This window comes from Brakhagea slesvicensis (assembly GCF_052161625.1).
Lineage (GTDB): Bacteria > Planctomycetota > Planctomycetia > Pirellulales > Pirellulaceae > JBKCUI01.
In genome coordinates, this window is sequence record NZ_CP197412.1 from 3,004,898 (window position 1) to 3,019,905 (window position 15,008).

A 15,008-nucleotide genomic window follows, 5' to 3' on the forward strand; every position below is an offset into this window, starting at 1 on the left:
ACGCAAGAAGAAAGAGATAGGATGCGGCGATCGCGTGACGAGTCGCATCGCAAACGATTATGAGAAATAGGTGAAAGCATGTTTACCAAATGGATTCGACAATTGGGGTTGGCTGCGGTGGCAGCAGGCTCGGTGATGGCTGTTGGGGCATCGACAGCCGAAGCGGGCGGATATCAAGGTCGTAGTCGACTCGGATATTACTCTGGGCCGCGCACCTATTACGGTCCTAGCTATCGCGCGTACCGTCCGACCGTTGTGACTCCGAGCTACGGCTACTACTCGTATCGACCCAGCTACGGTGTCAACACCTACTCGTATCGACCCAATTTTGGTGTCAATACTTATTCGTATCCCTATACCTATCGCTCCTACCGGGTCTCTCCCTCATTGCCTTGGGGTGGCTACGGCGTTGGCGGGTACCCACCAGGGGCATCGTGGGGTGGCGGAAGCAATCGTGGGTTCTCGCTTTACATCGGTCGATAGACAAGAACCGTTGGGAGTGAAAAATGCGGGTGGAGCATTGGCTCCCCGCTCGATAAATTTGGAAAACCATCAGTCAGAGCGTGAGATCCGATAGGGAGTCGACATTTGTATGTCATACGCTATCCAAGGAATCCACAAATGGCTGAGAGCAGTACGACTTGGGCTGACAGGTTGATGCGCATCCGGAATGTTCTCCGGATTGGCAACCGCGCAAGGAGCCGGCAATACTATTCCCGAGTCTGTCGGCTGGAGCTGGCAACACCGCGTTTGAGCGGCGACGAATCCGAGACGGTTCGTCAGCTTTTCGCGAGACTCTACTTAAGCGTCAACCTGCGAGGAGAAAGCGAACTGAGGCTCATGCCTCAAGTTCACTATGAGTGGAAAGATCATCTTATGATCCAATTCGGGTATGGCATTCTCTTCCAACCCGAAGCCACAGCTCCCGACGCCGCGTTTCGCCTCATCCGGAGCTTTTAAACACAGCCAAGATCAATACGCCTTCTCCGATCGGCGATTAAAACGATAAAGACGCCAAAGCTCCTTGGTCTTCCAGCACCCATCTCTTACCCTCTTGACGCCAGACTTCCGATTGGACTTGAAGCAGCCTAATGTTACGCCATCGAATCTTGCGCGTTGGCAATTGTTCTTTAGTGGGCGATGGGGATGAAGCCACGCAAATCGATTCGATAGAACTGCTGGAGCAATTTGTAGACTCCAGGATGGAATTCCGCGAGCTCGTGTGGAATCTGAAAATAGTGTTCGCTCGCCACGGCAAAGAACTCGCTTTCAGACGTTAGTCCGTAATCATCGATGAGCACATCGTACCCGCGCTCGACGAGCCGGCGCGCCTCCTCGAACTCGCCGGTCATCTGTTGGCGCCAGCGATCTTCATCGATCTCGTCTGGGAGCGGTGGCAATCCATCCGCGAAAGGGCTGTTGATCAAATCGAGTTGGTGGGCGAATTCATGGATCACCAAATGATCGCCGCTATCTCCACTGCGCCGATCGTCTTGAATGTCTTGCCAATTGACTACGACAGGCCCGCGGTAAATCGTCTGTCCCGCTCTCGGGAACTCACCCATGATGGCCGGAATCGTGGTATTCAATAAGCTCGAGTGCCCCTCCTCCCTCGCCACATAGGGTGCGGGGTAAACCAACACCGTTTGGGTGCGATCGAAGTACCAGCCATCGTAATGGAGAACCATCAAGCCCGCTGCGGAGGCAATGCTCCATTGGATTTCAGGAGTGACGGTAAGCCCGTTGCAGCCTTCCCAGTTTTTTTCTCGGATGAAGACGCGGCACCAGCGAATCAGCTTGTCTCGCGATTCATCAGGGAGATGTACGGATTGCCAAAGCGAGAGCCGGAGAAGCTCCCTCTCGTCTTGGGTGATGGGCGCCTGCGTGATGCGTCGACGCCCACCAAAGAGCCATTGGAATGCCAGCCACTGGAATACCATGGAATCAGAGATGAACCGACTCGGGCACCGCCGGTTCGGTAGGAGTTGGTTGCGACTGGCTCAGTTCGCCGATGCGATGACGCTGCAGGGCTAAAGGAGCTCGCCGCGAGACCAAGGTCACGAGGATCCCCTCTTGAACCTTTTGTCCATCTTGGTTGATCAGCTGCCTGTACCAGTGGACTTCGCCATGCCGTCTGCCATGCGGCTTTAGGTCGATGATCTCGGTGATGACGTGGACTCGATCCCCTGCGTACACCGGTTTGGTGAAGGACCAAGATCGTATTCCGACAAAAGCGCTGGTCTGAACCGAAGGGGCCTTTGAACTTAGGCCTGCCAAGAACGAAATGCCAAGGAGCCCATGCGCGATCGGCTTTCCAAAGGGGCCGTTGGCTGCGAAGACTGGGTCGGTGTGAAGCGGATCTTGGTCGCCGGTCAAGTCAGCGAACTGTTGGATATCCTCTTCCTGGATAACCCGATCACCGCTAACCCAACGATCGCCCAATTGCAGATCTTCAAACCCGAGAGGCAATGTTTCTTTCATAGCTATCCTTGACCGTGCAGCCCGAATCTCCGATAGCATGGAATTGTCAGTGGGGCTCGCCATTTTCGCAACCCCGGAAAAGGAATCGATAGAAAGGAAATCCTAGCTAAAAGTATCAGATCCCTTACAATCCGTGAAGTTTCCGCAGATTGTGCAGAATACGGTCCGCGATGGCCAACAGAACGGGGACCGCACGGGCCCCAGGGACATGACAGGAGCAACTCGATTACTGATACCAAAACCGGTGCTCCACGATGGGGCGGATTGCTTCTCGTGGTCGCTGCAGCGTTCCTTTGGAGTTTGAGCGGATTCTTCACCCAAGTCCCCCAATTGAAGGTTTGGCCCCAGGAAACGCGAGGTTTAGCCATCGCTTTTTGGCGAGCTGTCTTCGCCCTTTGCCTGCTCCTTCCGCTCGCGCGACGCATCGGTTGGAACGCGAAGATGATTCCGATGGCATGCTGCTTCGCGGCCATGAACCTGACGTTCTTAACGGCAGTGGTCGTCGGATCTCCCGCCAACACAATCTGGCTTCAAAACCTAGCTCCGAGTTGGGTCGTATTGGGAGCAATTTGGATCTTCGGAGATCGGCCTGCGCTGCGCGATTGGATCATGCTGGGATTCTGTACTGCTGGGGTTTTGTTCATCCTCGTCATGGAGAACCTTCCCAGCGCAGGACAGAAGACATATCCGTGGTGGACCTCCCTATTAGGGATCCTGTCGGGAGTGACGTATGCTGGCGTTATCCTCAGCATACGCTCCATGCCTAAGGAGGATCCTGCATGGTTGATCGCGGTCAACCATATCGTGACGGCGATCTTGGTTGCCCCGTTTGTGTTCTGGTTCGGATCGTCACTGCCGACCGGAACGTTATGGCTCGTCTTGGCAGCGTTGGGGATTTTTCAAATGGGCCTGCCTTACTTCCTGTTCGCGCATGGATTGAAGTCGACTCCGAGCCATATCGCGGCGCTTATCACCTTGTTGGAGCCGATCCTGCTTCCTATCTGGGTGCATTGGACGCGTTTCGGAGACCCAGACTACGTGCCACCCGGCTGGTGGACTTGGGTGGGCGCAGGACTTATTCTCCTCGGTCTCATCACCCGCTACGTCACCATTCGCAAACCGGCGAGGAACGCGAGCGTATGAGAGTACTGCATATCATCACACGCATGATCGTCGGGGGCGCCCAAGAGAATACGCTCTTCAATTGTCTAGATTTGGCCCACCACCATGGCGATCAAGTGCGATTGCTAACGGGGCCTTCACTCGGCTCGGAAGGGGAATTGCTAGCCCGATCGGATGTTACGGGTATTGAAATCGAAACCGCTCCCTCGCTCCTTCGCGCCATCCATCCCTACCACGATTGGCGAGCATACCAAGCACTGAAACGAAGCATTCACGCGTGGCGTCCCGACGTGGTTCACACACATAGCGCCAAAGGTGGATTGCTGGGGCGCGCGGCTGCCTGGAAACTCCGCGTTCCCTGTGTCGTGCATACGGTGCACGGAGCACCTTTCCATCCCTACCAAAGCTCTTTGGCTCGCAAATTCTTTATCGCATGCGAGCGTTGGGCAGCCAAACGCTGCCACCATATGATCTCTGTCGCCGATGCCATGACCGACTTGATGGTCGAGGCAAGGGTCGCTGATCGAAGCCAGTTCACGACGATCTACAGCGGAATGGATGTCGAGCCATTCCTAACATCCGGCGCGATGCGAGAGGATGCGAGAAAACGTTTGGGGTTCTCAAACGAAGACATTGTTTTCGGCAAGATCGCGAGATTGTTTCATCTCAAGGGACATCAATATGTCATCGAGGCGGCCCGGCGTATCGGAGACCAATTGCCCAATGCCAAGTTCTTGTTCGTAGGAGATGGCTTGCTCCGCCCGCAGCTCGAATCCCAAATCGACGCAGCCGGTCTGCGCGATCGATTCGTCTTCACCGGTCTTGTCTCTCCCGCCGAGATCCCGGGCTTGATCAGCGCGATGGATGTCCTCGTCCACGCATCCCTTCGTGAAGGATTAGCACGTGCCTTACCCCAAGCCTTGTTGTCATCCAAGCCTGTCATCAGCTTCAATATCGATGGTGCCCGCGAAGTTGTCTTGTCAGGTATCACCGGCTATCTCACCGCGCCCAAGGACATTAACCAGCTTGCTGAGGCCATGCGTGCTCTAGGGTTATCCCCTTCGGATCGAAGTGCGTTTGGCGAGGAAGGAAGAAGGCGATTCACGGAGCGATTTCGCCATGAATCGATGACCCGATCCATTCGTGAGCTCTACCAACGGATCCTTGCCAGCACAACCGGTACAACCGGCCTAGATTGACGGGAATCAGGACGGATTTGCCGTGTCTTGTTTCGCATCTCCACGCAGCGTTCTCGGAGTCTAACCTACGGTATGCCGTTGCTTCCCGATCGGGGATCAAACGTGCATATTTTGTTCGGAACCTCTGTCGATGCTTCCCCTATCCTCCACTCGATGCTTAACGCCAGCCAGGGTTCTGGAGGATGCGTCACTTCCCCGATCCGGAAATCCAAGCGATCCAAGGGTCGGTGCTAGCATCGGAAGCCTTGTTATTCGCCACAAAATCGGTGGCGGTGGAATGGGTACGGTCTACGAAGCCCATCATCGCCATCTCGATCGACGCGTCGCGATTAAGTTTTTGAAGCAGGATGACAAGGCATCGCCGGACGCCTCCATGCGATTTGAACGAGAGTATCGATCCCTCGCACAAATCGATCACCCCAACGTTCTTCGCGCCCTCGACGCTGGCGAATGGCTGGGCGATCGATACGTGGTGACCGAATGGCTCAGTGGCCTCGACCTTCAACACCACATCGAACAATCCGGGCCTGTTGACCCAACGAAGGCGATGGAATGGATCCGTCAAGCTGCTTTAGGATTGCATGCAGCCCATCAGCAAGGCCTCATTCATCGCGATGTAAAACCATCGAACCTGTTCCTGACCGATCAATCCCTGATCAAACTCATCGATTTTGGAATTGTCCGCATTTCGAAATCCGAGATCAATTCAACGCAAGATGGGCAGTTTCTAGGTACCGTCGACTATCTGTCTCCAGAACAAGCGACTGCACCGAATAGTGTCACGGCTGCCTGCGACATCTACAGCCTGGGATGTGTTTGGATCTTCCTTCTTTCCGGCAAAACTCCTTATCCTGATGAACTGTATCCTGGCTTCATGCCCAAGTTGAAGGGGCATATGGCGGACACACCTCCTTGGTTGAATTCGCCTGAATCGAGACGACTTCCGGCGGGGATGCGAGAGCTGCTATGCCGGATGCTCTCCAAACAACCCGCGAGTCGCCCGACTTCTGCCGCCGAGGTGGTAGAACGGATTGAAGCCCTATCAAAACCGAACAATATCCTCTCCGGCACGAGTCGATTTCGCGCCGCGGGACTGCTCACAGCCACAGTCGGTCTCGGGCTCGCGATGGTCGCATTCGCATCCATGGGTACTCCGAAAAGTGTAGTCGAGTCGAGCGATCAGCAAATGGTTCCAAAACTGGTCTCCACTGGCACATCGGAAGCGGAATCCTCGGAACCGTCAACTTCTGACGAAAACCGATCTGCGAGCGGTGTGCAAACGGTACGCAGCCAAGTTCGAAGCGTCAAAGTAAAGCCGCACTCTTCTAAATCCACTTGGTCGGGGTTTCCACACACTTCGTTGCAGGAGTCTTCGGAATGAACCTTTTGTCCACTCGCATTTCGAACACGTTGGCAATGCCCCTTCCATCAGGTGCAAACGTCAAAGGCTTGCTCGTTAAGATTCATCCGATGGAGTGGATGGAAAAGCCATCGGAGATTGCGAGCGCTGGTTTAATCATCGGGCGAGACACCACATGCGATTTGACACTCCAAGACGACTCGGTATCTCGTCGACATGCCCAACTTCGGTACGACGGGTCCGTGATTTGGGTCGATGATCTGAACAGCACCAATGGCGTATTCGTCAACGAACAACGAGTAAACGGATCGAAATCCTTGGAAGCCGGAGACCGTATTCGATTCGGCAATCAAATATTCAAACTGGTCACCGAGGAAGGCTTCGAGCTTCAATACCACGAAGTCATCTACAAGATGATGACGACCGATGCGCTGACCCAAGTTTACAACCGCCGTTTTTTTCTCGACTCCCTGGAACGAGAGTTACAGCAATCGCAACGAGGCATTCAGTCGTTTGCATTGCTACTGCTCGATCTGGACCGTTTTAAATCGATCAATGACCAATACGGTCACCTTGCAGGGGATCAGGTGCTATGCGAGTTCGCGCGACGCGCGCGATCGGTGCTGCGATCTGGCGAGATACTCGCTCGCTATGGAGGCGAGGAGTTTGCACTCCTCTGTGTGCCCGCCGATGAGGAGCAGGCAGCTGCAGTCGGGGAGCGTATCCGAGCTGCCGTCGCGGCATCTCCCGTTGATTTTGAATCGATGGAGATTCCCGTAACGGTCAGTGTCGGTGTCGCTTGCTACCACGCCATCGAACCCTGCGACTCTGCAACCCTTATTCAGCAAGCGGACGAGCAGCTCTATTGCGCCAAAGAAAATGGCCGCGATCAAGTTTGCGTGCGTAGCGCTGCACCATCCCCTGTCCGCTTTCAAGCTTCTATTCAAGAATCCATTTGAATTTCCCGGGTGAAACTATGAAAAGATATGTCTGTTCGATTGCTCTCGCCTGCTTGGGCGTCCTCGGTCTGCATGGAAAACTGCACGCCGACTTTACGGCAATCGCCGGATGGGACTCCCAGCTCTTTCCGTCCTACTTGATCGCCTCTGCCGCTTCCAAGACTGCGATCTTTGAGACCGGCGATGATCACTTGGGGGACCCTAACGGTCTTCTCGGCGTCGAAGTCACTGCACCTCGCAAGAATACGCCCATCCAAGTGACGATTGAATGCGAGGACTTCATGCAAACCAGTCACTTCATTGGCGTTCTGCCCAACAAGGGGGAGACCTATTCGGTATTTCCGAAGATCAAGTATCGCTTCGATCGATTGAGCCAATGCGATCAAGCGACTCCGGCAACCGTCACCTTCACCGTCAAACTCGGTGATTCCGTAGCCGAAGAGCAATCGTCCACACTCACGTTTCGATCCGTCAACGATTGTCCTATCCGGGTTGCGGCCGGAGAGGAAGGATTGGATACGAGTCCAACCATCGCGGCGTATGTGAATGAGCAGCATCCATTTCTTGATAAACTACTGCGAGAAGCATTGGATATCGGCGTGGTGGACAAGTTCACCGGGTACCAGATCTCGGAGGATGAAGTCATCCGGCAAACCTATGCCATTTGGGATCTGCTGGTCGCTCGGGATGTGCGTTACAGCAGCGTGACAACGACAGTTGCCGAATCGGACGAAGTTGCGAGTCAAAACATTCGACTGCTTGAGCAAACCATCAATAATCAGCAAGCGAATTGTGTGGATGGTTCGGTCTTGATGGTGTCGATGCTTCGGAAGATTGATATCGACGCAGTGCTGATTCTTGTTCCTGGCCATTGCTATGTCGGAGTCTATCTCGATCCTGCTCGATCGAAGTTGTTGGGCTTGGAAACGACCTTGATGGGTGAATCGTTAGATTGGCCGGAGGAAGTTCCGGAGGGCCTCGCGAATGCGGTCTCGGAAGATTGCCAAGACGAGTATTCATGGCCGAGCTTTGTACAAGCCTTGGCTGTCGGGACAAAACATATCCTGGATCATGCCAAGCAGTTTGAATCCGAGGTGGACTATCGCGTGATTCATGTCGGGGATGCGCGAAAACTGGGAATCCTCCCCATTCCATACCGAGGTCTTGAAGAATTCCTCGCCATTGACTTCACCTCCACAGATACCGAGGAAAGCGACACCACCGAAGACGGAGAGATGGCGTCGGAGGAGGAAGATTCCGAAGAGGATTCCGAGGAATCTGACGAAGAGTCTGACGAAGACGAATAAACGCTGCGATTCAATGGCAATGTGCCAGCTACTTGCCGAGTCGATCGAGTACATTCTTGGTGATCTGCTCGACCGTAGGATCCTTGCCCTTGAGCCCGTGCGACCAATCGGTGCTTCCTGTGGTAATGACCGTTCCTCCTCGAGTGTAGGTGCCTAACACGGCGGCCCCTACGCGATCCTTAGGGAATCGGTCGTACCAGAATGCATCGTCGGGCGCCCAAGTGGCGGGACACGTTCCGAGAATGGTGAAGTCCTTGGGGGTGCCGTCGCTGCCGGTAGGAAACGGGAGGCCATCGCGCCATTCCATCTCACAGCCATCGCATTCGTAACCGACGATCGTGTCCTTGCCACCGAACCTCGCCCCCTTCGCTAAGCCGGTTCCCGCAAAGAGCCAATGATCCGGGCGGTGGACTTCATACGAAGCCGGACCGTCCATCCACTGACCGTGGCTCTTGTGATAGCCACCCCACAAAAAGCCAACTCCGGTGAGTTGGTTTTCCGGGCGTTGGACTAAGTGATGACTCCAGAGGGTGCTGAGCAATCGTTCCTTGTCTGTTCGATAGAGCGGGTCCACGTTGTACCACTGTTTCCAGCACGTCAACGCTTGACCGTCCTCTTCACTTCGGACTTGCCAGCAACATGTATTGCCGCTGAAGAATGCGACGTTGCCACCTTTCCCAATGAATGCCTCGAGGTGATCGCGCATCAGAGAAGACCAATACTCGTCATGCCCAACACTTAATACCAACTTGTACTGTTGCAATATTTCAGGATGGCTTTCGAGATCGGCATTCGTGGCGAACTCCAAGGTGTATCCATTTGTTTCGGCCCAACGGACAAAGGGACCCTCCCAATTCTCGAACTGCGATTGAATAGGGCGAGCAAAGGAAACGCGATGTCCCTGAAGACCATCGCGGTCGTGATACGCGTACAAACTATGGCCACCCCAATTGGTGTAGGCGTTGTAGGTATTCGTGGCAAACTGCATAAGAATCTTGCTCGTTGCGCCAGGTTGAGCCGCTCGAACGACAAAGAAGCAACTCGTTTGGATCGGCTTCTCCGGAGTCTGAAGAATGGGAGCCGTCAGCGTGACGCGGTAATAACCCGACCGCCATTCGTTTGGAATCGTGATCGTGTGGGAGGCTGGCCAGCCACACCCGTGGGACGATGCTCGGTCTGGAATGGCATGCCGCTGCATGGCGACCTCCTCCACCACGTGCACGAGTTCGTCGGTCGCACCCAGTCGATGAATCGCAATCTTGGACGTGGACTCGCTCGAAGAAAGGTGCAACGAAATGCTTTCCCCCGGCTTCACGCTCAGAGAATTAGGATACGCGAAGAGATAAGGCGTTCGCGGCTCGGCTTGATCGGCAAAACTAGGCTGAACGAATGCAGCTTGCACGACGATAATGCATGCGACCATTGCGAAGAGAGAGTGTGTCCCACGGCGATAGAGCATGGCGAGAACCTTACAAGGGGGAGGGGAAGGGTTGGGAAGGATTCGAGCGGCGGGAAATGATCTTCCGACTGATTGTATCTCGCCTTTGCTTGATCTGTGCACGCGGATCGTCGTACCGCCCGTTTCGGCCCTGAAAAGATTGCCTCGAACCCCCAGGTCTATTAGGATAACAGAGCCTTCCTCGCCTCCCCCCGCAGAATGACCCACGACCATGTTTGGTTCGAATACCCGTCCACTTCCGTTTGTTCTGGTCCTGCTTCCTTTCCTGTGTGGCTGGGATGATGCGTATGGCCAGGAGGGTGCCAAGGGCCAAGAAGCAAGTGCCGCAGAGGTTGACTACCAAAAGGACATCGCCCCTCTCTTGGCCGAGCATTGCACCCATTGCCACGGAGTGGATGAAGCATCCCGGCAAGGTGGCTTGCGTCTGGATCAACGCGATGATGCCCTGCGAGGAGGTGACTCCGGGAAACACGCGATCGCGTTGGAGGATGTTGATCAGAGCGAAATTCTCCGACGCATCCTATCGACGGACCCCGACGAAGTCATGCCTCCCCCGAGCGAGAAGAAACCGGTCAGCGCCAATGGTGTTGCCAAGCTGAAAGAATGGATTCGACAAGGTGCACCCTACGCGTCCCATTGGTCATTCACCCCGCCGACCAAAAAGCCTCTACCTGGCAAACCAGACGAAGGTCCCATCGATTCCTTCGTAAACCATCAACTTCGATCGAAGAACTTAGTTGCAGCTCCCCAGGCATCCAAGGAAGAGTTGGTTCGCCGAGTCTATTTGGATCTCATCGGGCTGCCCCCAAGCCCCGAAGAGCTAGACGAAGCTGTTAAAAGTCCGTTGGAATCGACCGTGGACAAGCTCCTGCAGAGCGAACGATTCGGGGAGAAGTGGGGGCGATTGTGGCTGGACTTGGCTCGATACTCCGATACCAATGGCTACGAAAAGGATTTGCAACGCGAGCAGTGGATGTATCGCGATTGGGTCATCGATGCCTTCAATCGGGATATGCCTTACGATCGCTTTGTGATCGAGCAGATTGCAGGCGACCTGCTTCCGAATCCAACGCAAACCCAGATGATCGCGACCGGATTCTTGCGCAATAGCATGATCAACGAAGAAGGGGCGATTGTTCCCGAGCAATTCCGTATGGTGGAAATGTTCGATCGAATCGATTGCGTGGGGAAGTCGATCCTCGGATTAACGACTCAGTGCGCCCAATGCCATACACATAAATTCGATCCGATCACCCACCATGAATACTTTGGAATGTTCGCCTACTTGAACAATTCCTACGAAGCACAATCGTGGGTCTATACCGAGGAGCAACAGGAAGAAATAGCGAACATCAAGCAAAAACTCGACGAGATCGATGCCAAGGTGCGTGAAAAACATCCCGCTTGGCAAACGGAACTGGGGCAATGGCGTGAGGATTGGGTCTCAAAGCAAGCGGCCTGGCGTTTCCCTAGCTTTCATCAATTGGAGAGCATAAGCGGATTGAACCATCCCACCCAAGAACCCGATCACTCGATCTTGATGAAAGGCCATACCAGCGGCGACATATTTTTTGTGTCCAAACCAGAGGCTCAAAAGATCACGGGTTTGCGAATCGAATTGCTTACCCATTTGGATTTCCCGCATGCGGGGCCCGGGCGGAGCAAGCTTGGGACATGGGGCATCCATGAAATCGAGCTCTTCACCAAAGCGGCGGATGGAAAGGAATGGGTCAAACACAAACTCGTTCAGCCCGTCGCTGATTTTTCTAACGACGAGCAGAAGAGTGCGGATGGAAAGAAGGCGACCGGCCCGGTGACCTATTTGGTCGACGGAACCGACGACACCACGTGGACGGCAGACCGCGGTGTTGGTAGACGGAATCAGCCCTCGGTTGCGGTGATGCGATTGGAGACCCCGATTGACTTGACGGCAGGGACGGAGATCAAGATTGCGATGCGCATGTCCGACATGGTGGGCTGCTGCCGTTGGAGTTTGACCGATGCTGCCGAACCAACGGTTGCACCGATCGATTATGCCGCGCAGCAGGCGATGCTCGTCCAAGATCGGGAATGGAACGATGTCGAGAAGTCGGTGGTCTTTCGCACTTGGGCGAAAACATTACCGGAATGGAGTGAGTTGAACGGGGAAGTGGAATCGCTTTGGAAGAAATTCCCAGTCGCAGCCACATCGATTCTTCACCTGCATGAACGGCCATCCAGAGATCCGCGAATCACCAAAATCTTGGACCGGGGTAATTGGGATCAGCCCACCGTGCCGATCGAGCCCCATGTTCCTGCTGCGTTTCATCCTTTTCCAAAGGGGGAACCGAACAATCGACTGGGCTTTGCCAAGTGGCTTGTCGCGCCTGAGTCCCCATTCGCTGCACGCGTCGCGGTCAACCGAGTGTGGCAGGCCTTGTTCGGCGAAGGGTTATTGGAGACCCCCGATGACTTCGGAGTGCGGGCTCCTTTACCGGAATACCGCGACCTTCTCGATTGGCTCGCCGTCGACTTTATGGAACATGGCTGGAGCCACAAGAAGCTGATTCGACAGATCATCTTGAGCGAGACGTACCAGCGATCTTCAAAGGGAAGCGGACCCGCGAGAGAGGACGACCCACGCAATCGATGGCTTGCTCGTGGACCGCGATTTCGGGCCGATGCAGAAGTGGTAAGGGATATCGCACTCAGTGTATCGGGATTGATCCATAACAAGATGGGTGGCCCTAGCGTGATTCCACCCGTTCCACAGAGCGTACTCGACTACAACTACACTTACCCTAGCTATTGGAAGGCTGCAGAGGGTCCAGAGCGATACCGACGTACGGTGTATGGGTTCCGCAAGCGATCCATGCCGGACCCGGTAGCGTCAACGCTTGACGCGCCCAATGGCGATTTATCCTGCGCCCGACGTGTTCGATCCAATACGCCTTTGGCGGCACTCACAGGACTCAATGAAACGATATTTGTCGAAGCGGCCAGAGCCCTCGCATTGCGAATTCTACGCGAGGGGGGGGAGAGTGATCGCCAGAGAATCGAGCGCGCTTTCTTGCTTTGCATTTCACGTCTTCCGTCGAGCGAAGAGTCTCGCGTCGTCGAACAGTTGTTGGAATCGCAACGGAAACGGTTAGCCGACGGGTGGATCAATGCGAAGGAGATCGCCACGGGTGATGCCGCTATCGCTCCGGCTCTTCCACCCAACACAACCCCGCAAGACGCCGCGGCTTGGACTGTCGTCAGCCGGGTCCTTCTCAATCTCGATGAAACTATTACGAAGAATTAGGTTCCAGCATGACCAGCAACGAAACAGTACGCGAGGACCATGCCAAGTGGCTTCGGCGCCGGTGGTTTCTCCAGGAATGTGGCGTCGGGTTGGGTGGGATTGCAGCCTCCAGTTTGCTGATGGGTGAACCCGCCTCGGCTAGCCCCTTTCCGGGAGCAGCCACCGATCCATTGGCCCCTCGAGCGCCCCATTTTGCGCCGAAGGCAAAACGCGTGATCTACATCTTCCAAGCGGGTGCTCCCAGCCATTTGGATATGTTCGATTACAAACCGGAGCTTGCTAAGCGAAATGGCCAGCTTCCACCTGCTGATTTGTTGAAGGGGTACCGGGCTGCGTTTATCAATCCGAATTCGGCATTGTTAGGTCCCAAATTCTCGTTTTCCAAGCACGGTGAGTGCGGGATGGAACTGAGCGAGGTGTTGCCTCACACGGCGAAAATCGCAGACGATATCTGCTTGATTCGCTCCATGCAAACCGATGCCGTGAATCATGCCCCTGCCCAGATTATGATGAACACCGGCTCGCAGCAGTTCGGTCGCCCCAGCTTCGGAGCTTGGACTCTGTACGGGCTGGGTAGTGAATCGAAAGATCTGCCAGGGTTTGTGGTGTTAACCAGTGCCAAGGGAACAAGCGGTGGGGCAAGCAACTATGGCTGCGGCTTCTTGCCGACCGTTTATGGTGGAATCCCATTGCGCAATGCAGGGGACCCGGTGCTCTATTTGTCAAACCCGAAGGGAATCGATCAAGAGACGCAGCGGTCATCCCTCGATGCGATGCAGCAATTGAATCAATTGGCCCATCAGCAGTTCGGCGATCCCGAAGTGGAGGCGCGTATCCAAAGTTATGAACTCGCCTATCGATTGCAAACCAGTGCACCCGAGTTGATGGATTTGCAGAGCGAGTCTGCGGCGACATTGGAGCGTTACGGGATCAAGGATTCGTCGAAGGCGAATTTTGCACGCAATTGCTTGCTCGCGCGTCGCTTGATCGAGCGCGGGGTGCGTTTTGTGCAATTGTTTCACGAGGCCTGGGATCAGCATGGTGGGCTAACGGCCGGGGTGAAGCAAAACGCGCTCGAGACAGATCAAGCCAGTGCGGCGCTGGTGCAGGATCTCAAGGAGCGAGGGTTGCTTGAGGACACGATTGTGATTTGGGGTGGGGAGTTCGGTAGAACACCGATGGTGCAGGGAGGAAACGATGGTCGGGATCACCACAATCGTTCCTTTAGCATGTGGTTAGCAGGGGGCGGGATCAAGCCGGGATGTGTGTATGGAACGACGGATGAACTTGGTTTCAATGTCGCCGAGAATCCGGTGCATGTGCATGATCTCAATGCGACGTTGCTTCATTTGCTGGGATTCGATCACACCAAATTGATCTACCGCTTTCAAGGCCGCGATTATCGTCTGACCGACGTCCATGGTACCGTCGTAAACGGCATCCTGGCGTAGTTCCTCATCCCGAGCTAATAAAGTACTGGAGCTTGTTAGGGCTCGTGCAGGCGACCAAAGCAACTTCATCATTGTCGCTCCGCAAGGACGGCCGGCCCGGGGCGTGTGAGGTTTTTAACCACGGACGACACGGAATACACGGAAAGGGAGCATAGAATTTGTGTAGTCATCTTTCCGTGTGTTCGGTGTGTTCAGTGGTTCTTTGACCACCAGACCCCAGCCGGTGGACGCTAAAAACACGACCGCAGCAACGCGACTCACAGCCCATTCAATCAGTTGGAGGGGCGACAGTCAGATTTTTGTTTTCCGGCCCGCTCGCCGGAGAATTACTAGTTCGCCTCGATAAAACAGCAATATTGCCCGAAGCATGAAAAAAGTTTCACGACT

At 54.7% G+C, this 15,008-nt stretch carries 12 protein-coding genes; 9 read left to right on the forward strand and 3 right to left on the reverse strand.

What is annotated here, in order from left to right:
• The first annotated feature begins 78 nt into the window (after positions 1–78).
• Positions 79–483, forward strand: a complete 405-nt coding sequence (locus tag SH467x_RS11290) for a hypothetical protein (RefSeq protein WP_482367224.1) — start codon at positions 79–81, stop codon at positions 481–483.
• A 138-nt stretch (positions 484–621) separates the two neighbouring features.
• Positions 622–960 carry a hypothetical protein gene (locus SH467x_RS11295; RefSeq protein WP_482367225.1) on the forward strand — a complete coding sequence of 113 codons (339 nt, stop codon included), beginning with the start codon at positions 622–624 and terminating at the stop codon, positions 958–960.
• A 170-nt stretch (positions 961–1,130) separates the two neighbouring features.
• Here the strand turns inward: SH467x_RS11295 and SH467x_RS11300 are convergent, their stop codons facing one another.
• Both SH467x_RS11300 and SH467x_RS11305 read right to left on the reverse strand, forming a co-directional pair.
• Positions 1,131–1,940: a M90 family metallopeptidase gene (locus tag SH467x_RS11300; RefSeq protein WP_482367226.1), complete on the reverse strand. Its 810-nt coding sequence runs from the start codon at positions 1,938–1,940 to the stop codon at positions 1,131–1,133.
• A gap of 4 nt (positions 1,941–1,944) precedes the next feature.
• Complete coding sequence (locus SH467x_RS11305; RefSeq protein WP_482367227.1) at positions 1,945–2,481, reverse strand: MaoC family dehydratase; 537 nt, start codon at positions 2,479–2,481, stop codon at positions 1,945–1,947.
• Between the two features lie 273 nt (positions 2,482–2,754).
• Here SH467x_RS11305 and SH467x_RS11310 point away from each other — a divergent pair, with 273 nt between their 5' ends.
• The 5 genes from SH467x_RS11310 (at position 2,755) to SH467x_RS11330 (ending at position 8,428) form a co-directional block, all read left to right on the forward strand.
• Positions 2,755–3,624, forward strand: coding sequence for a DMT family transporter (locus SH467x_RS11310; protein WP_482371363.1), 870 nt, complete (start codon positions 2,755–2,757; stop codon positions 3,622–3,624).
• Positions 3,621–4,802: a glycosyltransferase family 4 protein gene (locus tag SH467x_RS11315; RefSeq protein ID WP_482367228.1), complete on the forward strand. Its 1,182-nt coding sequence runs from the start codon at positions 3,621–3,623 to the stop codon at positions 4,800–4,802. The genes SH467x_RS11310 and SH467x_RS11315 overlap by 4 nt, the downstream gene beginning before the upstream one ends.
• A 130-nt stretch (positions 4,803–4,932) precedes the next feature.
• The gene (locus tag SH467x_RS11320) at positions 4,933–6,183 is read left to right on the forward strand and encodes a serine/threonine protein kinase (RefSeq protein ID WP_482367229.1); all 1,251 of its coding nucleotides are present in this window, start codon (positions 4,933–4,935) and stop codon (positions 6,181–6,183) included.
• The gene (locus SH467x_RS11325; protein WP_482367230.1) at positions 6,180–7,121 is read left to right on the forward strand and encodes a diguanylate cyclase; all 942 of its coding nucleotides are present in this window, start codon (positions 6,180–6,182) and stop codon (positions 7,119–7,121) included. The genes SH467x_RS11320 and SH467x_RS11325 overlap by 4 nt, the downstream gene beginning before the upstream one ends.
• Positions 7,122–7,138: 17 nt before the next feature.
• Entirely contained in the window at positions 7,139–8,428 is a 1,290-nt protein-coding gene (locus SH467x_RS11330) for a hypothetical protein (protein ID WP_482367231.1), read from the forward strand.
• Positions 8,429–8,456: 28 nt separating this feature from the next.
• Here SH467x_RS11330 and SH467x_RS11335 read toward each other — a convergent pair whose 3' ends face one another.
• The gene (locus SH467x_RS11335) at positions 8,457–9,887 is read right to left on the reverse strand and encodes a N,N-dimethylformamidase beta subunit family domain-containing protein (protein ID WP_482367232.1); all 1,431 of its coding nucleotides are present in this window, start codon (positions 9,885–9,887) and stop codon (positions 8,457–8,459) included.
• 211 nt (positions 9,888–10,098) lie between these two features.
• Between SH467x_RS11335 and SH467x_RS11340 the strand changes: the two genes are divergently transcribed.
• Positions 10,099–13,170, forward strand: coding sequence for a PSD1 and planctomycete cytochrome C domain-containing protein (locus tag SH467x_RS11340; RefSeq protein ID WP_482367233.1), 3,072 nt, complete (start codon positions 10,099–10,101; stop codon positions 13,168–13,170).
• An 8-nt stretch (positions 13,171–13,178) separates the two neighbouring features.
• Entirely contained in the window at positions 13,179–14,621 is a 1,443-nt protein-coding gene (locus tag SH467x_RS11345; RefSeq protein WP_482367234.1) for a DUF1501 domain-containing protein, read from the forward strand.
• Positions 14,622–15,008: the final 387 nt, after the last annotated feature.